Annotated in this window: 19 protein-coding genes; 9 read left to right on the forward strand and 10 right to left on the reverse strand. The window is 72.6% G+C overall.

The genetic code is table 11. The annotated features are described in order from the left end of the window. Together AC07AZ_RS35065 and AC07AZ_RS35070 are read right to left on the reverse strand one after the other, a co-directional pair. Positions 1 to 572, reverse strand: a 572-nt coding sequence (locus AC07AZ_RS35065; RefSeq protein ID WP_478854794.1) for a maltotransferase domain-containing protein, incomplete at its 3' end; no start/stop codon positions are given. 70 nt (positions 573 to 642) lie between these two features. Further along, positions 643 to 942, reverse strand: coding sequence for a DUF5133 domain-containing protein (locus tag AC07AZ_RS35070; protein WP_478854795.1), 300 nt, complete (start codon positions 940 to 942; stop codon positions 643 to 645). A 301-nt stretch (positions 943 to 1,243) separates the two neighbouring features. Here AC07AZ_RS35070 and AC07AZ_RS35075 point away from each other — a divergent pair, with 301 nt between their 5' ends. Together AC07AZ_RS35075 and glgX are read left to right on the forward strand one after the other, a co-directional pair. Next, entirely contained in the window at positions 1,244 to 1,756 is a 513-nt protein-coding gene (locus tag AC07AZ_RS35075) for a pep a2 (protein ID WP_478854796.1), read from the forward strand. Then, positions 1,753 to 3,897: a glycogen debranching protein GlgX gene (glgX, locus tag AC07AZ_RS35080; protein ID WP_478854797.1), complete on the forward strand. Its 2,145-nt coding sequence runs from the start codon at positions 1,753 to 1,755 to the stop codon at positions 3,895 to 3,897. Before AC07AZ_RS35075 ends, glgX begins: the two co-directional genes overlap by 4 nt. 240 nt (positions 3,898 to 4,137) lie before the next feature. On the opposite strand, the gene AC07AZ_RS35085 is transcribed toward glgX, so the two are convergent. Together AC07AZ_RS35085 and AC07AZ_RS35090 are read right to left on the reverse strand one after the other, a co-directional pair. Beyond that, entirely contained in the window at positions 4,138 to 4,941 is an 804-nt protein-coding gene (locus AC07AZ_RS35085; protein WP_478854798.1) for a VOC family protein, read from the reverse strand. Positions 4,942 to 5,221: 280 nt separating this feature from the next. Further along, a complete protein-coding gene (locus tag AC07AZ_RS35090) occupies positions 5,222 to 6,013 on the reverse strand; it encodes a SigB/SigF/SigG family RNA polymerase sigma factor (protein WP_478854799.1) in 792 nt (263 codons plus the stop codon). Positions 6,014 to 6,498: 485 nt separating this feature from the next. Here AC07AZ_RS35090 and AC07AZ_RS35095 point away from each other — a divergent pair, with 485 nt between their 5' ends. Beyond that, positions 6,499 to 7,011: a hypothetical protein gene (locus tag AC07AZ_RS35095; RefSeq protein WP_478854800.1), complete on the forward strand. Its 513-nt coding sequence runs from the start codon at positions 6,499 to 6,501 to the stop codon at positions 7,009 to 7,011. Positions 7,012 to 7,093: 82 nt separating this feature from the next. On the opposite strand, the gene hemC is transcribed toward AC07AZ_RS35095, so the two are convergent. From hemC to AC07AZ_RS35115, 4 genes are all read right to left on the reverse strand, one after another. Next, positions 7,094 to 8,029, reverse strand: a complete 936-nt coding sequence (hemC, locus tag AC07AZ_RS35100; protein WP_478854801.1) for a hydroxymethylbilane synthase — start codon at positions 8,027 to 8,029, stop codon at positions 7,094 to 7,096. Positions 8,030 to 8,179: 150 nt separating this feature from the next. Beyond that, positions 8,180 to 8,959: an NPP1 family protein gene (locus AC07AZ_RS35105; RefSeq protein ID WP_478854802.1), complete on the reverse strand. Its 780-nt coding sequence runs from the start codon at positions 8,957 to 8,959 to the stop codon at positions 8,180 to 8,182. A gap of 114 nt (positions 8,960 to 9,073) precedes the next feature. Further along, positions 9,074 to 10,075, reverse strand: a complete 1,002-nt coding sequence (locus AC07AZ_RS35110) for an ATP-dependent DNA ligase (RefSeq protein ID WP_478854803.1) — start codon at positions 10,073 to 10,075, stop codon at positions 9,074 to 9,076. Between the two features lie 124 nt (positions 10,076 to 10,199). Then, entirely contained in the window at positions 10,200 to 10,949 is a 750-nt protein-coding gene (locus AC07AZ_RS35115; RefSeq protein WP_478854804.1) for an SDR family oxidoreductase, read from the reverse strand. 112 nt (positions 10,950 to 11,061) lie between these two features. On the opposite strand from AC07AZ_RS35115, the gene AC07AZ_RS35120 reads away from it, so the two are divergent. Then, positions 11,062 to 11,742: a TetR/AcrR family transcriptional regulator gene (locus AC07AZ_RS35120; RefSeq protein ID WP_478854805.1), complete on the forward strand. Its 681-nt coding sequence runs from the start codon at positions 11,062 to 11,064 to the stop codon at positions 11,740 to 11,742. A 135-nt stretch (positions 11,743 to 11,877) separates the two neighbouring features. Here AC07AZ_RS35120 and AC07AZ_RS35125 read toward each other — a convergent pair whose 3' ends face one another. Next, positions 11,878 to 12,066: a hypothetical protein gene (locus AC07AZ_RS35125; protein WP_478854806.1), complete on the reverse strand. Its 189-nt coding sequence runs from the start codon at positions 12,064 to 12,066 to the stop codon at positions 11,878 to 11,880. A 161-nt stretch (positions 12,067 to 12,227) separates the two neighbouring features. After that, a complete protein-coding gene (locus tag AC07AZ_RS35130) occupies positions 12,228 to 13,706 on the reverse strand; it encodes an MFS transporter (protein ID WP_478854807.1) in 1,479 nt (492 codons plus the stop codon). A 595-nt stretch (positions 13,707 to 14,301) separates the two neighbouring features. Between AC07AZ_RS35130 and AC07AZ_RS35135 the strand changes: the two genes are divergently transcribed. From AC07AZ_RS35135 to AC07AZ_RS35155, 5 genes are all read left to right on the forward strand, one after another. Beyond that, positions 14,302 to 15,135: an SDR family oxidoreductase gene (locus tag AC07AZ_RS35135; protein WP_478854808.1), complete on the forward strand. Its 834-nt coding sequence runs from the start codon at positions 14,302 to 14,304 to the stop codon at positions 15,133 to 15,135. Between the two features lie 165 nt (positions 15,136 to 15,300). Beyond that, complete coding sequence (locus tag AC07AZ_RS35140; RefSeq protein ID WP_478854809.1) at positions 15,301 to 15,816, forward strand: MarR family winged helix-turn-helix transcriptional regulator; 516 nt, start codon at positions 15,301 to 15,303, stop codon at positions 15,814 to 15,816. 93 nt (positions 15,817 to 15,909) lie between these two features. Continuing rightward, positions 15,910 to 16,305 carry a DoxX family protein gene (locus AC07AZ_RS35145; RefSeq protein WP_478854810.1) on the forward strand — a complete coding sequence of 132 codons (396 nt, stop codon included), beginning with the start codon at positions 15,910 to 15,912 and terminating at the stop codon, positions 16,303 to 16,305. After that, positions 16,302 to 16,769, forward strand: a complete 468-nt coding sequence (locus tag AC07AZ_RS35150) for a peroxiredoxin (RefSeq protein ID WP_478854811.1) — start codon at positions 16,302 to 16,304, stop codon at positions 16,767 to 16,769. Before AC07AZ_RS35145 ends, AC07AZ_RS35150 begins: the two co-directional genes overlap by 4 nt. Before the next feature lie 66 nt (positions 16,770 to 16,835). Beyond that, positions 16,836 to 19,175 (forward strand): SpoIIE family protein phosphatase, encoded by a 2,340-nt coding sequence (locus AC07AZ_RS35155; RefSeq protein ID WP_478854812.1) that lies wholly within the window; start codon positions 16,836 to 16,838, stop codon positions 19,173 to 19,175. The last annotated feature ends 1 nt before the right edge of the window (position 19,176 follow it).

The raw sequence follows: 19,176 nt of genomic DNA on the forward strand, positions 1-19,176 counted from the left end.
AGCAACTCCCGCGGCGCCGACGCACTGACGTGCTCACGCAGCGGATGGCGGGCCAGTACCGCGTCCACCTCCGGCGTCAACGCCGCCGCCAGCCGCGTGGCGACCGGCAGGGTGTCGTCGCGCAGGGTCCGCGCCGCCGCCATGACCGCCGTACGCGACGGGCCGTCCGGCACGCCCGCGGCCGCCCGGCCGTACAGGTCCGCGCCCTCCTCCAGGACCAGCCCGGTGTCGATGCCGGCCGGGACCTTGATCCGGGCGACATGGCGCCAGGTGGCCACCGGGTCGCTCCACGCCTCCACGCGGTAGGTCCAGCGGCCCACCGCGTCCGGGGTGATGTCGGCTCCCCACCGGTCGGTGCCCGGGGCCAGTTCCCGCATGGGGGTCCAGGGGCCGTGGCTGCCATCCGGGCCGGTCAGCACGACGTTGGCGGCGACGGCGTCGTGTCCCTCGCGGAACACCGTCGCCGAGACCTGGAAGGTCTCTCCGGCGACCGCCTTCGCCGGACGCCTGCCGCACTCCACGGCAGGACGGACATCGCGCACCGGGATACGGCCGATCGGGGTCGAACTCATGGGTGTCACCTCCGCCGTGCTGAAGGCCGGGCCTGTCGGCCCGGCCGGGAAGGGAGTTGCGCCGGAAGGGTCACCTTCCGGCGGGGGAGCGCCGGTCGGCCGCGGGCGGGCCCCGCCGGACCACGGCGCTCGGATGCGGCCGTTCGTCCTGCTCCCGCAGATAGGCCGACAGGGTGGTGCGCAGATACCGGTCGGCCGCGTCCGCGGCCTCGCGCGCACACCGCTTGCCCATCAGCACGCACAGGGTGTAGCCCGAGTCCTCGAACGTCGCCCGCAGGTCCCGGTCGGCGGGTGCGGCGAGCATCATGCGTTCCCAGGCCCGGTACCGGCGCAGGTGGCGGGCGACTTCGTTCTTGGCCGGCAGCAGCATGGCGACGTTCACCTTTCAGGGTCTCGAAGGCACGTACTCCCGACCGCCGGTCGGTCACCGTGCGCACGCGGGCACGGTTCCGTCACGGGCAGCGAGGTCTTCACTCATGGTGCACGTAGGGCGACCCAGCGTCTTGTTGGGTTCTCAACTACCCCTTTGGTCGCTCGTGTTGCACGAATGGCGTAGCCCTCGCACTCTGGAGCTGACTCAGAAGCGACAAGTGCTCACGCTTCGTGTCCGGGGCCCAGTCCCCGCAGGGGGCGAGGAGGAGCGAGAGCTTCGCCGGTGAGGAGCGACGACGATGAAGACCGCAGTGCCCTGCTACTACCACCTCGACGTGGAGGTCGGCCCCGAACGGGTCGGACAGGTCAGCCGCATTCTGGCCGCCCACCTCCGGTTCTGGGACCTGGAGAACCTGGTCGCACCCGTCTGCCACGGAGCCGAACTGCTGCTGAAGGCCATCGGTGAACACGCGACGGACAACAACACGTCCATCGAGATGTGGTGGACCGGCCAGCACCTCATCACCGCCATCGGGGACAACAACCGGACCCTGCGCCCGGACCAGGAACTGCGCGCCTGCCTGGAGCGGATCGCCGCGATGAGCGACGGCTGGGGCTGCTGTGCCACCGACACCGGCAGCAAGGTCATCTGGTTCTCGCAGCGGGCCCGCGCCGGCGAACGCGTCCCCCTGGTCCCGACCGCCCCCGCGCCCAGCCTGCGCGAAGGGCTCCAGGTGCCCCGCGAGGTCGCCGTCGCCCAGCTGGCGGGCGCGGCGAGTACGCCGGACGGCGTACTGGTGGCCGCCCGGTGACCGCGCGCCGAAACCGGAAAGGGGTGCCCGCCTGGAGCGGGCACCCCTACCCGCTGGGTGCCGCCTACGACGGCGAGGGCACCAACTTCGCCCTGTTCAGCGAGGTCGCCGAGCGCGTCGACCTGGTCCTCGTCGACGACGACGGCGGGCACCGCGAGGTACGGCTGAGCGAGGTCGACGGCTTCGTGTGGCACGGCTTCGTGCCCGGTGTCGGACCGGGCCGGCGCTACGGCTACCGGGTGCACGGCCCGTGGGCCCCCACCCTCGGGCACCGGTGCAATCCGGCGAAACTGCTCCTCGACCCGTACACCCGGGCGGTGGACGGCCAGGCCGACAACCACGCCTCGCTCTTCGAGCGCACGCCCGGTGGCCCCTCCCCGTCCGACAGCGCGGGACACACCATGCTCGGCGTGGTCACCGACCCGGCCTTCGACTGGGGCGACGACCGACCGCCCAGGCGGCCCTACGCCGACAGTGTGATCTACGAGGCCCACGTCCGCGGACTGACCGCGACCCACCCCGACGTCCCCCCGGAGCTCCGCGGCACCTACGCCGGTCTCGCGCACCCCGCGGTGCTCGACCACCTGACCTCGCTCGGCGTGACGGCCGTCGAACTCATGCCGGTCCACCAGTACGTCCAGGACGGCGTGCTCCACGACCGCGGACTGTCGAACTACTGGGGCTACAACACGATCGGCTTCTTCGCGCCGCACAACGCCTACGCCGCCCACGGCACCCGCGGACAGCAGGTCACCGAGTTCAAGGCCATGGTGAAGGCGCTGCACGCGGCCGGCCTCGAAGTCATCCTGGACGTCGTCTACAACCACACCGCCGAGGGCAACGAGAAGGGCCCGACCCTCTCCTTCCGCGGCATCGACAACGCGTCGTACTACCGCCTGGTCGACGGCGACTGGGGGCACTACTACGACACCACGGGCACCGGCAACAGCCTGCTGATGCGCCACCCCTACGTGCTTCAGCTGATCATGGACTCGCTGCGGTACTGGGTCACCGAGATGCACGTCGACGGTTTCCGCTTCGACCTCGCGGCCACGCTCGCCCGGCAGTTCCACGAGGTCGACCGGCTGTCGGCGTTCTTCGACCTGATCCAGCAGGACCCGGTGATCAGCCGCGTCAAGCTGATCGCCGAACCGTGGGACGTCGGCGAGGGCGGCTACCAGGTCGGCAACTTCCCGCCGCTGTGGTCGGAGTGGAACGGCAAGTACCGGGACGCGGTAAGGGACTTCTGGCGGACGGAACCGCACACGCTCGGCGAGTTCGCCTCCCGGCTCACCGGATCCTCCGACCTGTACGCGCACAACGGACGCCGTCCCCGCGCCAGCGTCAACTTCGTGACCGCGCACGACGGCTTCACCCTGCGCGACCTGGTCTCCTACAACGACAAGCACAACGAGGCCAACGGCGAGGACAACCGGGACGGCGAGAGCGACAACCGGTCCTGGAACTGCGGGGCCGAGGGCGAGAGCGACGACCCGGCCGTCCTGGCGCTGCGCGCCCGCCAGCAGCGCAACTTCCTTGCCACACTGCTGCTTTCGCAGGGCATCCCGATGCTCTGCCACGGCGACGAGATCGGCCGCACCCAGCGTGGCAACAACAACGCCTACTGCCAGGACAACGACGTGTCCTGGATCGGCTGGGAGCTGACGGCGGAACAGGAGTCGCTGCGGGACTTCACCCGGCACGTCATCGGTCTGCGCGCCGAGCACCCCGTGCTGCGCCGCCGCCGGTTCTTCCTCGGCGAGACCGTCCGGCACGCGGGACAGCCGCTGCCCGACCTCGTGTGGCTGCTGCCGGACGCGCGCGAGATGACGGACGAGGACTGGCGGCGCTCCGACGCGCACAGCGTCGGTGTCTTCCTCAACGGGGACGCCATCGCCGAGCCCGGCCCGCGCGGCCGGCCCCTGGTGGACGACTCCTTCCTGCTCCTGCTCAACGGCTACTGGGAGCCGGTGGACTTCCGGCTGCCCGACGCCGCCTACGGCGAGCGCTGGACGACCCTCGTCGACACCGCTGACCCCGTGGGCGGGGCCGACGAGTCGGAGCACAAGGCGGGCACGGCACTGACCGTCGAGGCACGGAGTCTGGTCCTGCTGTCGCGGCCCTCCCGCGGGACCCGCTGAGGGGCGGCTCCCGGTCGGCCGCGGTGGCGCGCGGCCGGCGAGGGTGACGCGACGTCGTGGGCGGGTGCCGGCGACCTCGGTGAGGGGCGATGGCGTGAGGTCACCGCTCGTGGCGTGAGGCCGCCGCTTGTGGCGTGAGGCCGCCGCTTGTGGCGTGAGGCCGCCGCTTGTAGGGGTGAGGTCACCGTTCGTGGCGTGAGGCCGCCGCTTGTGGCGTGAGGTCACCGCTCGCGGGGTGGGTCACCGCTCGTGGCGTGAGGTCACCGTGAACTGGGCGCCGTCCTGATCCCGCAGCACGGCCTCGGCGCCGTCCTCGGCCAGGACGCTGCCGCCGTGCCGCTCGGCGGCCCGGGCGCAGGCCGCCACGTCGGACACCGCGAAATGGACCTGCCAGTGCGGCCGGACGGTGGGGTCGGGTGCCGATCCCAGTGCCCCGGACACGATGCGCGCCACCACGTCGCCCCGGTTGCGCAGCACCACCTCGCCGCCTTCGTACCCGACCTCGCAACAGCCGTCGCTCTCCGACGCCCAGTCGAGGACCTCGCCGTAGAAGATGGCGGCGTCGAAGGCGTCGCGGGTGTGGAGCCGGATGAAGGCGGGCTGCGAGTGGCGCCACCTGTCCCAGTTGGCGACGAGCTCGCCCTCCCAGACACCGAAGGTCGCGCCGTCCCGGTCGGCCAGCAGTGCGGCCCGTCCGGGCGGGAAGGAGATCGGGCCGACCGCCGCCGTACCGCCGCGCTCCTGCACGCGCGCCACCACCCGGTCCGCGTCGGGCACGGCGAAGTACGCCGTCCAGGCCACCGCCATCTGCCACATGGACGCCACCGCGGCGATCCCGGCGACGGGTGTGTCGTCCGCCAGAGCGACCCGGAACCGGTCGCCCAGCTGCGCCGTTCGCCACCGCCAGCCGAGCACGGCGGTGTAGAAGTCCTCGGTGGCCCCGACGTCACGGCTGGTCAGGCTCACCCAGCAGGGGGCGCCGAAGACGGAGTGGGTGGGGTAGACGTCGGTCGTGCCGGCGGAGAGTCGCGCGTCGTGCGTCATGGCAGTCTGTCCTGGTCTCGTCGGCCTGGGCCCGGGGTCCTCACCCCAGTCTCCGGCCGGAACCTTCTGGTCCGCCTGCCGAGTACCCCGGCGACTGCGTCGAAACGGTGACAGGACCGCTCGTGAAGGGTCGTGCGACTCACCCGGGAGCGGTGACACGACCTGCTAGGAAGGGTGGCGCGGGCGTCGCCCCGGCAGGGGTGCGGGCACACCCGGGGAGTGAAGGGCCGCAGACGACCGGGAGGCCGCCGAGGTGCGAGCGGGCGCCCCGGCGTCGTCGTCAGCGGGTCTCGTTGAGGACCTCGTCGCGGAGCCGGTCGAAGCAGCCGCTGAGCAGCCGGGAGACGTGCATCTGCGAGATGCCGAGCCGCTCCGCGATCGCGCTCTGCGTCATGCCCTGGTAGAAGCGCAGGTACAGGATCGTGCGCTCACGCTCCGGCAGCGCGTCCAGACAGGGCCTGACGGCCACCCGGTCGACCACGACGTCGTAGCCCGGGTCCGGCCGGCCGAGGGTGTCCGCCAGGGCGTACCCGTCGGTGCCGGGCATCTCGGCCTCGAGCGACAGCGTGGAGAAGCACTCCAGGGCCTCCATGCCGGTGCGCACCTCGTCCTCGCTCAGCTGCGTGAACGCGGCGATCTCGGCGACGGTCGGGCCCCGGCCGGACGTGGTGTCCGACAGCTCCCGTATGGCCTGGCGTACCCGGTTGCGCAGGTCCTGGACCCGGCGCGGCACGTGCAGCGTCCACAGGTGATCGCGGAAGTGCCGTTTGATCTCCCCGGTGACGGTGGGCACGGCGTACGCCTCGAAGCGGCTTCCGTGTTCGGGGTCGTAGTGGTCGACGGCCTTGACCAGGCCCAGCGCGGCCACCTGGTAGAGGTCCTCCAGGGCCTCGCCGCGTCCCCGGAACCGGATCGCGATCCGCTCGGCCATCGGCAGCCACAGCCGGATCAGTTCGTCACGGAGCGCCTTGCGCTGCGGACCCTCGGGCAACGCCGCCAGCCGGACGAACGCCTCGATGGTGTCGGGGGCGTCGTCGTGCGGATGCGGCTTCGTTCTGGTGGTGATGCGCATGGCGCGCACCTCCTCGAGAGGTGCTGAAGGGACAGACACCGCGGGACGCGCGACCCGGACGTACGTACACACCGGAGACCGAGTGCCGACTCCCACGGATCGTGCCTCCTGTCCGAAGCACTGGAATTCGGATTCCCTGCGTGTCTCCGCCGAAACAAATCGGGTGATTAGCTGTCAATACGTATTCATATGGTCACCTGGTGCGGTCGCGTGGCGGGGACCGTCACCGTCAAGCCGCGGTGCCTCGCACGGCCGTACCTTGGCCTCCTCGCTGCTGGGACGGCCGGCCCGTTGATCATGCGGTGGAACGTGATGTGCGGCACGCTCGCGGACACCGTTGTCGGGCCGGCCGGCGGATTCTTCCTGCGCACGGCTTGATCACCGATCAAGGGGACGAATTCGCTGGCCACAGCGCATTCCGCTCATTTGACAGTGCGCTGAGCCCACAGATAGGAAGCAGCTCTCTGAGGTCGAAGAGGTGCACCGTGTACGAGCCGAACGTGGTCGGGGACTGGCAGGAGTACGACGAACATGCCGGTCTGCGTGTCCGCGTCCACCGTCTGGAGGCGGGCGACCCGCCACGCGGACGCGACGACGCCGCCGAGGGACTCACGTACTTCAGTCTCCGGGTGACCGTCGAGAACCGCGGCAGCCGGCACTTCGGCATCCACCTGGAGGACGGCCAGATCGACGTGCGGGTCGGCCCCGACGGGGAGAGCGCGTTCATCGACTGGCGCAACACCCAGTTCATCGAGGGCTTCGACGTCCATCCGCTGCGCCGGGCCACCGCCGTGCTGTACGCGGCCGGTCCGGAGGCGGCCCTGAGCCAGGTCGACGTCCAGATCCAGCTGCGGGTCGACGAGGAGTGGGCCGACCGCCGGCTGTGGGCCGGGGGCATCGGCGTCGACGAGCAGCGCGCCCATCCGGCGGGGCGTGAGAGCCTCGCGCACCAGGTGAGCAACTTCCTGCGGGACCAGGCGGAAGAGGGCACCGCCTGACCGGGCGCCCTCGCCGGGCCCTGACCGTCCGCCCTCGCGCTCGCCCTGCCCGACCGTCCGCCCTGCCCGGGCGAATGCCTTGTCAGTGCGGGATGCCGTCGATGATCTCGCGGGCGCCCTGACGCAGCAGGGCCACGGCGACCGAGGTGCCGAGGGTGGCCGGGTCCAGCCGTCCCGCCCACTCGTGGGCGTTCAGCCGGGTCTTGCCGTCCGGGGTGAACACGCAGGCCCGCAGGGACAGCTCACCGGTGCCGTCCACCTTCGCGTAGCCGGCGATCGGGCTGTTGCAGTGGCCCTGGAGGACGTGCAGGAACATGCGTTCCGCGGTCGCCTCCCGGTGGGTGTCCGGGTCGCCGAGCTCACTGACCGCGTCGATGACGTCGAGGTCGCCCTCACGGCACTGGAGGGCGAGGATGCCCGCGCCGATCGGCGGCATCATCGTCTCGGGGGAGAGGACGTCGCTGATCACGTCCTGCCGGCCGATGCGCTCCAGGCCGGAGACCGCGAGCAGCAGGGCGTCCGCCTCGCCGGCCGCCAGCTTCTCCAGCCGCCGGTTGGCGTTGCCGCGGAACGGCACGCAGTCCAGGTGCGGGTGACTGGCCGCCAGCTGCGCGACCCTGCGCACCGAGGAGGTGCCCACGCGTGTCCTGGCCGGCAGTTCGTCCAGGGTGAGCCCGCCCGGGTGGACCAGGGCGTCGCGGATGTCGTCCCGTCGCAGGAACGCGGCGAACGTGGTGCCCGCGGGCAGCGGCCGGTCGGCCGGCACGTCCTTGACGCAGTGGACCGCGAGATCGGCCTCCCCGGCCAGCAGCGCCGCGTCCACCTCCTTGGTGAACGCGCCCTTGCCCTCGACCAGGGACAGATCGCCCAGCCACTTGTCCCCGGTCGTCCTCACCGGCACGACCTCGGTGCGCACACCGGGGTGGTGCAGGGCCAACTCGGCCCGAACCCGCTCCACTTGGGCGAGAGCCATGGGGGAGTCACGGGAGACGACACGGATCAGTTCCGGCACAGACATGCGGACACGATAGACCGTCGGGGAGGTGCGTCCGTGCCGTAACGCCCGCTTCCAGGCGGTGGTCCCGGTCACTGGCGCGGCGGCCGGCACGCCGTCCGGGAGCCGTCCCGGGCCCGGGGCCTGCGCCCCGGTCCCGGTTCGTCGCGACGGTCAGGCGTTGGGGTCGAACGGGATTCCGGACGGTTTGGCCGACGAGAGGTGCGAGGCGAAGCTGCCGTCCTTCAGGCCGAAGTTGGCGCTGCCGAAGTTGTACGCGCTGAGCTTGTCGCGCAGGCCCGCGGGATAGCCGTTCCAGCCGACCAGCGGCGGGTACTGCCAGGTGTGCTTGTGGTTCTCCGGCGGCTCGTCGTTGGTGTTCGCCAGCCGGAAGCAGTGCGTGCCGATGCCGTCCTTGTGGTAGACGATCTTCGGGTGGGTGCCTTCGAAGCGGACGGTGGAGGCCGCGTGCACGGTGAACGAGCCGTGGTTGGAGGTCGACACGTACTGGACCTGGTCGTTCTGCACCCACACCACGACGTGTTCCCAGTCGTTGCGGTGCCCGCCGAGGCCGCTGCCCGCCACGGCCTGGTCCTTCTCGAAGTACAGCCCGTACATGTAGGCGCACCAGCCGTTGTTGCATTTGGAGCGCGCGTAGCCGTTGGTGTTGTCGAGGTCCGAGGCGTCGTGGCAGCTGCCGTTGAGGGCGCCGCTCGGGTTGAGGCCGCCGTTGACGGTGCCGTCGGGGCCGATGGCCGGCGTCGGGTAGCAGCCGTCGGTGTCGTAGTCGAAGGCGGGCTGGTAGGTGTTCTCGCCGGCTTCGGCGTTGGCGGGAAGGGCCGTCGGAGGGGCCGCGAAGGCGGCGGAGGGGAAGGCGACGACGAGAGCGACGGCTCCGGTGAGTCCGGTGAGCCATCTCCGCCGGTGCAGGGTGGACCTCTTCGAAGACGACACCGCGTCCTCCTTCTGGGGGCGCAGCCCAACGGCTGTGGGGGGCAAGGGAGTTCAGCTTCCCGGCTTTTCACTGCCGCGCCAAGGGCCACGGGCGTACCAGATGTGAAGGGCAGATCAACTGTTGGTTTTGTCAGGGGGGACGCTGTCGTCCGGGAGGTCGGCGGAGGACTGTTCGGGGGTGAGGTCGGTGCGCAGCCGCAGCCAGGACGGCTGTCGCAGCATCCCGGCCCGGGTCCGGGTGCTGTAGCGGACCTCGCCGACCAGCAGGGGCCGTACCCAGTGCGCGCCCGCCACCGGCGGCGCCGGGGTGAAGGGGCAGACGTCCGTCGCGGCGTCCCGCAGCAGTTCGGCGAGGCGCAGACGTTCGTCCTCGCTCCAGCCGGTGCCCACGCCGCCGACGTACCGCAGGGTCCCCGCGGCGCGCTGGCCGACCAGCACGGCGCCCGGCAGTCCGGTGAGCCTGCCCCTGCCGGGCAGCCAGCCGCCGACGAGGACGTCCTCGCTGCGCATGTTGCGGATCTTGATCCAGGCGCGTGAGCGCACACCCGGTTCGTACACCGAGTCCAGCCGCTTGCAGACCAGGCCCTCCAGGCCGTGTTCGCGGGTGGCGCGCAGCGCCTGTTCGCCGTGCCCGACGAGCGCGGCGGGGGTCGACCAGGAAGGCCCGGCGAGGGCCAGCTCCTCCAGTTGCCGGCGCCGCCGCGCGTAACGCAGCGGGAGCAGGGAGCGTCCGCCCAGATGCAGCACGTCGAACAGCACCAGATGCGCCGGGACCTCCGCGGCCCGGCGCGCGGCTCTGCCGGGGGCGTGCGCGAGACCCATACGGGACTGCAGCAGCTGGAAGTCGGCGCGGCCCCGCGCGTCCAGGGCGAGGATCTCCCCGTCGAGCACGGCGGGCGTGGAGCCCAGGGCGCCGCCCAGCGCGAGCAGTTCGGGGTACGCGGCGGTGATGTCCTCCCCGGACCGGGCGCGGAGCGTCACGCTGCCGTCCCCCGGCAGGTAGACCACCGCCCGCTGGCCGTCCTGCTTGGTCTCGTAGGCCCAGCGGGTGTCGTCGGCGGCGGGCGGCAGGGAGCCGGGTGTGGCGAGCATGGGGGCGATCGGCGGGAGGCGCACTGCTCAGTTCTCGACGCCTCCGCCCGACGGCACGCCCCGCCGCGCGGCATTTCGCCTGAACGGCGTCGGCCGGACGAGGGCGCGGCGCGTCAGGCGACCCCGCGACACGCAGGGGAGCGGCGCGTCAGATGATGCCGCCGTTGGCTCGCAGCACCTGCCCGTTGACCCAGCGGCCGGCCGGGCCGACGAGGAACGACACGACTGCGGCGATGTCCTCGGGCGTCCCCAGGCGCTCCAGCGGGGCCTGCGCGGCGAGGCGGGCGACGGTCTCCTCGTCCTTGCCGTCGAGGAACAGCTCGGTGGCGGTGGGGCCGGGCGCGACGGCGTTGACGGTCACGTCACGGCCGCGCATCTCCCGGGCGAGGATCAGGGTCAGTGCCTCGACCGCGCCCTTGCTCGCGGCGTAGGCGCCGTAGCCGGGGAAGGCGAGAGCGAGCACCGAGGTGGAGAAGTTGACGAGCGCTCCACCGGGGCGCAGCCGGCGGGCCGCCTGCTGGTCGACGACGAACGTGCCGCGGATGTTGGTGCGGTACAGCGCGTCGAGCTCGGCGAGGTCGAGGTCCGCGACGGGCGACAGCGGCATCCGGCCGGCCGCGTGCACGACCGCGTCGACTCCGCCGTACGTGCTCTGGGCCAGGTCGAACACGGCCGCGACCGCGTCCTCGTCGGCGACGTCCGCCCGCGCGGCGACAGCGCTGCCGCCGGCCGCCTCGATGGTGCGTACGACGTCGTCGGCAGCGTCCTGGTTGCCCGCGTACCCGACGACGACGGCGAATCCGTCGGCGGCGAGCCGTTGGGCGACCTGGCGTCCGATGCCGCGCGATCCACCGGTCACGATCGCGACGCGCTGCTGTGCCGTGGGCTGAGTGGTCATGACTGCATCCTTTGTTAGCGGCGCTACGTTTCTTTCGTACCGACGATAACATGACGTGTAGCGTCGCTATTCCTATGTCGTATCAGTGTTACGAATGGCGTACGGTGGACCCATGGACGCGCGCGAGAAGATCCTGGAAGCGGCCACGGCCCTGCTGGCCGAGGCACCGGTCGCCGACGTCTCCACCCGCGCGGTCTGTGAGGCGGCGGGGGTCGGGGCGCCGATGCTGTACCGCCTCTTCGGTGACAAGGCGGGACTGCTGGCCGCGGTCGTGGACCGGGGGTTCGAGCAGTACCTCGCCTCCAAGCGGACCGCCCGCCCCGGCGCGGACCCCGTCCAGGACCTGAAGCACGGCTGGGACAACCACATGCGGTTCGCGCTGGAACACCCCCACCACTACCGGCTGATGTACTCGCCCGGACTGACCGCCCCGCCCGCGGCGGCCCAGGAGGCGCACGCCCTGCTGCACGGCATCCTGGAGCGCTGTGCGGCCGCCGGACGCCTGACCGTGCCCCCCGCCCTCGCCACCCGGGTGATCATGTCCGCGAACGTCGGAGCCGCGCTGTCCCTGCTCACCAGGCCGGAGCAGTACCCCGACGACGGGTTCTCCGCCCGGTTGCGGGACTCCGTGATCGACTCGCTGACCCGCCCCGCCGAGCCCGGCGAGCCCGAGGGCGTCCCCGGCGCGGCCGCCACCCTCGCGGCCCGTCTGCGCGCACACCCGCCGCAGTCGTTCACGGCGGTGGAGGCGGCGCTCCTCCAGCAGTGGCTGGACACGCTCTCGGAGAGTTGACGGCTCGGTCGCCCGGGGGCGGTGGCGTGGCCTGACACCAGGCCCGACTGGTAGGCCGTCACAGTGAGTCGGGCGCGGTCGCGGGCGCCCACCCGGTCATCGGGTGATGGACGCGGGTGCGTAGCGTCGGCGGGCTCACGAAGAGCTTCCCGAGATCTCCTCGTCGGAGCGCCCCTCGGCCGTCCACGCCATCACCTCGCGCGCGTTGGCGAGGGCCGGACGGTGGGCGACGACGTCGTGCAGTTCGCGGGCGATGCGCACGGGCTCCGCCACGACCCGGTGGCGCGTCTCCTCCTCGCGGCTGCGTTTCGGCGTACGCGGCACGCGCCACCGTGCGCGGGAGTGAGCATGCGGCGGGCCCGCGGGAGTGAGCATGCGGCGGGCCCGCGGGAGTGAGCATGCGGCGGGCCCGCGGGAGTTCCGCCTGACGCATCGAACCCGGTGGCCGCGGACCGTCGTGGGTCCGCGGCCACCGGGCCGGGTGCTCAGTGCGCCGAGGGAGCGTCGGCCGTCGCCTCCGCGGCCGTGGGCGCCGCCGCGGTCACGGCGGTGCGCTGGCGCGGGATGAAGGAGGCCACGGCGCAGGCGAGCAGGGCCGCCCCGGCGCCGAGGCCCATCACCGTCTTGAAGCCGTTCTCCGAGGGCAGCGCGTAGCCGCCGAAGTCGGCGGTCATGTGGGACAGGATGACGCCCGCGATCGCGCTGGCCACCGAGGTGCCGATGGAACGCATCAGGGTGTTGAGGCTGTTCGCGGCGGCCGTCTCGCTCGCCGGTACCGCGCCCATGATGAGGGCGGGCATCGAGCCGTAGGTGAAGCCGATGCCGGCGCCGATCACACAGGACACCAGGACCAGGTGCCAGACCTCGGACATCAGCACGATGTTGATGCCGTAGCCGGCCGCCACGATCAGCGCGCCGATCATCAGGGTGACCTTGGGGCCCCTGGCCCTGGAGACGGCCGCGGACACCGGGGCGGTGGCCATCATGACCAGGCCGGACGGCGCCATGACCAGACCGGCGGTCAGCAGGGACCGGCCCAGCCCGTAGCCGGTCGGCGCGGGCAACTGCAGGAGCTGTGGCAGGACCAGGGACATCGCGAACATCGAGAAGCCGATCGCGATCGAGGCGAGGTTCGTGACCAGCACCTGGCGCCGGGCGGTGGTGCGCAGGTCGACCAGCGGCCGGTCGGTGCGCAGTTCGAAGACGCCCCACACCATCAGCACGACCACGGCCGTCACGAACAGGCCCAGCGTGGTACCGCTGCCCCAGCCCCAGTCGGCGCCCTTCGAGACCGCCAGCAGCAGGCACACCAGCCCGGTGGCCATGCCCACGGCGCCGATCACGTCGAAGCGGCCTCCGCTGCGTACCGGCGACTCTGGCACGGTCAGCAGGACGAGCACGAAGGCGATCACGCCCATCGCGGCGGAGCTCCAGAACAGCGTGTGCCAGTCGAAGTGGTCGGCGATCAGCGCGGCGGTCGGCAGTCCGAGGGCGCCGCCGACACCGAGGGAGGCGCTCATCAGGGCGGTGGATCCGGCCAGCCGCTCGGCGGGCAGTTCGTCGCGCATGATGCTGATGCCGAGCGGGATGACGCCCGACGCCATGCCCTGGAGCGCCCGGCCGACGACCAGCGGGACCAGCTGGTCGCTGAGCGCGCACACCACGGAGCCCGTCACGAGCAGGACGACGCTGACCAGCAGCATCCGGCGCTTGCCGAACATGTCACCGAGGCGGCCCACCACGGGGACGGCGACCGCGCCGGCCAGCAGGGTGGCCGTGACCGCCCAGGCGGTGTCCGAGGCGGGGGCGTCGAGCAGTTTGGGCAGCTCGGGCACGATCGGGATGACCAGGGTCTGCATCAGCGCGACGACGATTCCGGCGAAGGCCAGCACCGCCACCACGGCGTTCGTCCGCGGTGGTGAGCCGCCTCCGGCGTCGCGGGGTCGGGCAAGGGCGTCGGACATGAAGGAGCCTCCGGGTGTGGTGGACGGGCCGAACTCGCGACGGGAGACTGAACTCGACCGAAGTTAAGTCAGATGCTTGACTTACATTAGTACCCTGGGCCGCCGGTCCGTACGGCGATCACCGGTTCCAGGCGGGCGTGTGGCGCGAGTGAGGTCGGGACACCGGCCGGTCCACCCCGCACGGCCTGGTGCCGTGCGGCGGTCCGAACCGGTGCGGCGGAGCGGATCACCGACGGGCGCGACCGCTGTCTGCCCGAACCACCCCCCGAGGTTCGCGCCGAGCGGGGTGAACCGGCCTGCCGGCTGATCGTCCACACGCCCACCGAGCACGAGCGCGCCCTTGCGGCCGACGCTCCCACCCCGTGGGGCGGTTGGCGGGGCGCGCCCGGGTCCGGCCGACGCGACCCTCGGCGTGTGGACGGCGCCCGTCACGCCGGGGGCGTGACGGCGGCCGGAGGACCTCGGCCCGATGTCGTACGAAGGGTTGCCCAGGCCGGACGGACCCCCATAGATTACTTGAGTCAAGCAAAAGGTTTGCCGGTGAGCCGGGCAGCGCGGGAGCGGCCGGCCCGCCGGCCCGTCGAAAGGGGTGCCCGTGGCGGGTGTTGCGTCCGGTGAGCGGGGAGAGGTGGTCGTGGTGACGGGGGCGGGAGCCATCGGCGCGGCAGTGGCGCGGCGGCTGGGCAGCGGGCGCACCCTGCTGCTCGCCGACGTCTCCCGCGAGCAGGTCGACCGCGCGGTGGCCGCGCTGCGTGCCGAGGGGTTCACGGCGCTCGGCACGGTGGTCGACGTGTGTGATCGCGCGGCGGTGCGCAAGCTCGCCGACGCGGCCACCGCCGAGGGGCGGCTCGCGGCCGTCGCGCACACCGCGGGGGTCTCCGCCGCGGTCGCCTCGGCGCGGACCAACTTCGAGGTGAACATGGTCGGCGCGGCCCACATCATCGAGGAGTTCGAGGCCGCGGCCGTCCCGGGCACCGCGCTGGTCTGCGTCGCGAGTGTCGCCGGCCACTACGCCACCCTGAGCGCCGCCGACGAGGCGGCCCTGGCGACGACACCCGCAGGCGAACTGCTTGGACTCGACCTCGTCGCCACGGTCGGGGAGGACGCCGTGTCGGCGTACATCGTGTCCAACCGGGCCGTGCAGGTGCGGGCGCAGGCCGCCGCCCTCGCCTGGAACCTGCGCGGCGCCCGGGTGAACACGGTCAGCCCCGGAGTCGTCGCCACGCCGATGGCCCGGGCCGACGCGGGCTCGGCGTACGGCGCGTGCCTGCCCGGGCTGCTGGACGCCTGCGGCGCCGGCCGGGCGGCGACTCCGTGGGAGATCGCCGACGTGGTCGCGTTCCTGGCCGGGCCGGACGCGCGGTACGTCACCGGAGCCGACCTGCTCGTCGACGGCGGCCAGTCCGCGTGGACGCGCTGGCACGACTGAGGGGCATCCGGACGCGGGACGAGCGCGGGGCGTGCGCAGGGTGGGCCGGGTGCGAACCGGGCGACGGCGCGGCGAGCGGGCGAGGGCTCGTCGCGGAGCGGGGCACGGGGTGCGGATCCGCTGTAGTTTACTTGAGTTACGCAACAAGATGGTAAAGTGGGTCACATGTCCACCTCACCCCTGCCCGATGTCCCCGCGTCCCCGGAAGTCGTCGAGATCGAACGCGCCCTGACCCGGATCACCTACCTGAGCACCCGGGCCCGGCAGCACGAACGGCTGATGGCCCTGGCCGGCGTACCGCTCGACCGTGCCGCCGTGGCGCTGCTGCGCCAGATCGCCGACTCCGAGCCGCAGCGTCCGGGAGAACTGGCCCACCGGCTGGGGGTCGAGGCGTCCCACGTCACGCGCACCGTGCAGCAGCTGCAGAAGTCCGGCTACGTCACCCGGGTGCCCGACCCCGAGGACCGGCGTGCCCAGCGCGTGCAGCTCACCGAGGCCGGTCAGCTGGCCGTCGACCGCGTCCGTGAGGCGGGTTCCCGCGGCATGATGCTCGCGCTGGCCGACTGGTCGCCACAGGAGCTGCGGCAGCTCGCCACCCTCTTCCACCGCATGGTCGACGACTTCCTCTCGCACGCCGAGGACGGAGCCGAGCAGGCCGTCGCTCCCGCGAGGACCGGCTGACCCGCCTCGTGACACCGGCCGGCGGCGACGTGGTGGTCACACCCGCAACTACCGTCCAGTAATATCGCGCGGCAGGTCATCAGAGGAGGAACCGTGTCACGGTCCGAACGCTCGCCCCTGCTGCTCGCCGGCCTGCTGGCCACCGCGGGTGTCGCCCACTTCGCCTCACCGCGTCAGTTCGACGCGACGATTCCCCGGTCGCTGCCCGGCTCGCCCAGGGTCTGGACGTACGCCAGCGGCGCCGTCGAACTGGCGCTGGCCGCCGGCCTCGCGGTGCCCCGCACCCGCAGGGCCACCGCGCTGACCGCCGCCGCGTTCTTCGTCGGAGTCTTCCCCGCCAACGTCAAGATGGCCGTGGACTGGCGCCACCGGCCCACCCCGCTGAAGGCGGCGGCCCTCGGACGGCTGCCGCTTCAGGTGCCCCTCGTGCTGTGGGCCCGCGGCGTCGCCCGGAACGCCGCCGCCGTGAACGCGGGCGGACGGTCGTGAGCGGGCGCGTGGACGTCGGCGACACGGTCGAGGACTTCTCGCTGCCCGACGAGACCGGTACCGACCGCAGCCTCTCCGAACTGCTCGCCGACGGGCCGGTGGTGCTGTTCTTCTACCCGGCGGCCCTGACGGCGGGCTGTACCGCGGAGGCCTGCCACTTCCGTGATCTCGCCGCCGAGTTCGCCGCGGCCGGCGCACGGCCCGTCGGCATCAGCGGAGACGCCGTCGAGCGCCAGCGGGACTTCGCCGGACAGCACAACCTCGGCATGCCGCTGCTGTCCGACGCCGACGGCGCCGTCCGTGAGAGGTTCGGCGTGAAACGGGGGTTCTCCCTGGCCCCCACCAAGCGGGTCACCCTCGTGATCGCGCCGGACCGGACGGTCATCGAGGTCGTCCGCAGCGAACTGCGGATGAACACCCACGCCGACCGGGCCCTGGCCGCGCTGCGCGCCCACGGCAAGTGACCCGCGGGCACCCGCGGCCCTACCGCGCGGTTGATGCGGTGCCCCAAAGGGACCATTCTGGACGATATGGAGCACGTCTCCGCTGCGGCGGTCCTCGATGGCCGGGGCATGGTGACGGGGTGGAGCGAGGGTGCCCGGCAGCTGACGGGATACGCGGCGGAGGAGGCCGTGGGACGGGCGGCGCGGGAACTGCTCGCCCATGCCCCGCCTCCGGACGTCCTGGCCGCGCTGGAGGGTGACGTCGTGCTGCGCCACCGGGACGGCTCCCCGGTGCCGATCACGGTCCGGGCCAGCGCCGTGCTGGGCCGGGACGGTGCGCCTGGCGGATACGTGGTCACCACCGAACGGCCGCGCCCGCCGGAGCCGACGCTGGGCGCGCGCGCCTTCGAGCAGGCATCCCTGTCGATGTCCGTCTTCGACAGCGAACAGCGCTACCTGCGCCTCAACGGCGCGGCCTGCCGGGTGATGGGAGTGCCGGAGGAGGTTCTGCTCGGCAGGCACTTCCCGGACACCGTGGCGGACGCCGAACACAGTCGCGGCTTCCTCGGCAAACTGCGCCAGGTGGCCGAGACCGGCCGACCCGTCCGCTACGAGAGCTTCACGGGCGCGCCCTCCAGCAACCGTGAGCACGCCTGGAACTTCGAGATGTGGCCGGTCCGCGACGACGCCGGAAAGATGACCGGCGTGGCGCTGGCGGGCTTCGACAGCAGCGAGCAGTACTGGGCACGGCAGCGGCTGGCGCTGCTCAACGAGGCGGCCGCCGCCATCGGCACCACCCTGGACGTCGTGCGCACCGCCGAGGAACTCGTGGAACTCCTGGTGCCCCGGTACGCCGACTTCGCCAGCGTGGACCTGCTCGACTGGGTCCTGAGCGCGGACGAACCGCCGGCCATGCCGGACGGCGAGATCGTGCTGCGGCGCGTCGCCCACGGCTCCGCCACCGAGGGCACGCCGGAAGCCGCCGTGCACCTGGGCGCGGCGGACGTCTACCCCGCCTTCTCGCCGCCGGCCAAGGCGCTGCTCCAGGGGCGGCCGGTGCTCGGCCAGGCGGGCGAGCCCGACTTCGTGCGATGGGTCGCCGAACGCAACGCGCAGGCCCCCGCGGGGCGCGCTCACCGCAAGGGCGTGCACTCGATGCTCGCGGTGCCGTTGCGGGCCCGCGGCACGACGCTCGGCGTCGCCGTGGGCGTGCGCATCGCCCACCCGGACGACTACGCCGAGGACGACGCCGTCCTGGCCGAGGAACTCGCCAGCCGCGCCGCGGTCTGCGTGGACAACGCCCGCCGCTTCGCCCGGGAACGGACGACCGCGCTGGCCCTCCAGCACAGCCTGCTGCCGCGGGGGCTGCCCGGACAGGCGGCGGTCGAGGTCGCCCACCGCTATCTGCCCAGCGGGTCGCTGGCGGGCATCGGCGGTGACTGGTTCGACGTCATCCCGCTGTCCGGCAGCCGGGTCGCGCTGGTCGTCGGCGACGTGGTGGGGCACGGCATCCCCTCCACCGCGACCATGGGACGGCTGTGCATGGCGGTGCGCACCCTCGCCGACGTGGACCTGCCGCCGGACGAACTCCTCACCCACCTCGACGACCTGGTCACCCACCTCGCGGCGTACGAGGGCGGCGAGGAGGTCGCGGAACTGGGCGCCACCTGTCTCTACGCGGTCTACGACCCGGTGTCGCGTCGCCTGACCCTCGCCGCGGCGGGCCATCCGGCGCCCGCCCTCGTCCTGCCCGACGGCACCGCGCGCCTGGTCACGATGACCCCCGGCCCCCCGCTGGGCGTGGGCGGTCTGCCCTTCGAGGCGACCGAGCTCGACCTGCCCGAGGGCACCGTCGTCGCCCTCTACACCGACGGCCTGATCGAGGACCGCGACCGTGACGTCGACCGCGCCACCGCCGAACTGTGCCGCTCGCTGACCGCCCCCGCGGAGTCGCTGGACGCGCTGTGCGACACCGTGCTGAAGGCCGTGCTGCCGGAGGAGCCCGGTGACGACGTGGCGCTGCTGCTGGCCCGCACCAGGGTGCTGGGCGGCGACCGGGTCGCCACCTGGGACGTGGCGCCGGACCCCGCCCATGTCGCCGTCACCCGGCAGGCCGCCACCGAGCAACTGGCCGCGTGGGGACTGGACGAGGAGGTGGCCTTCGTCACCGAACTCGTCGTCAGCGAACTGGTCACCAACGCGATCCGCTACGGCGAACCGCCCATCCAGCTGCGGCTGATCCGGGACCGCACCCTCATCTGCGAGGTGGCCGACGGCAGTTCCACCTCACCGCACCTGCGCCGCGCCCACGCCTTCGACGAGGGAGGGCGCGGCCTGCTCCTGGTCGCCCAGCTCACCCAGCGCTGGGGCAGTCGCCAGACCGGGCGCGGCAAGACGATCTGGGCCGAGCAGACACTGCCGGACTGAC

The sequence above is a fragment of the Streptomyces sp. NPDC043878 genome, from assembly GCF_056435735.1.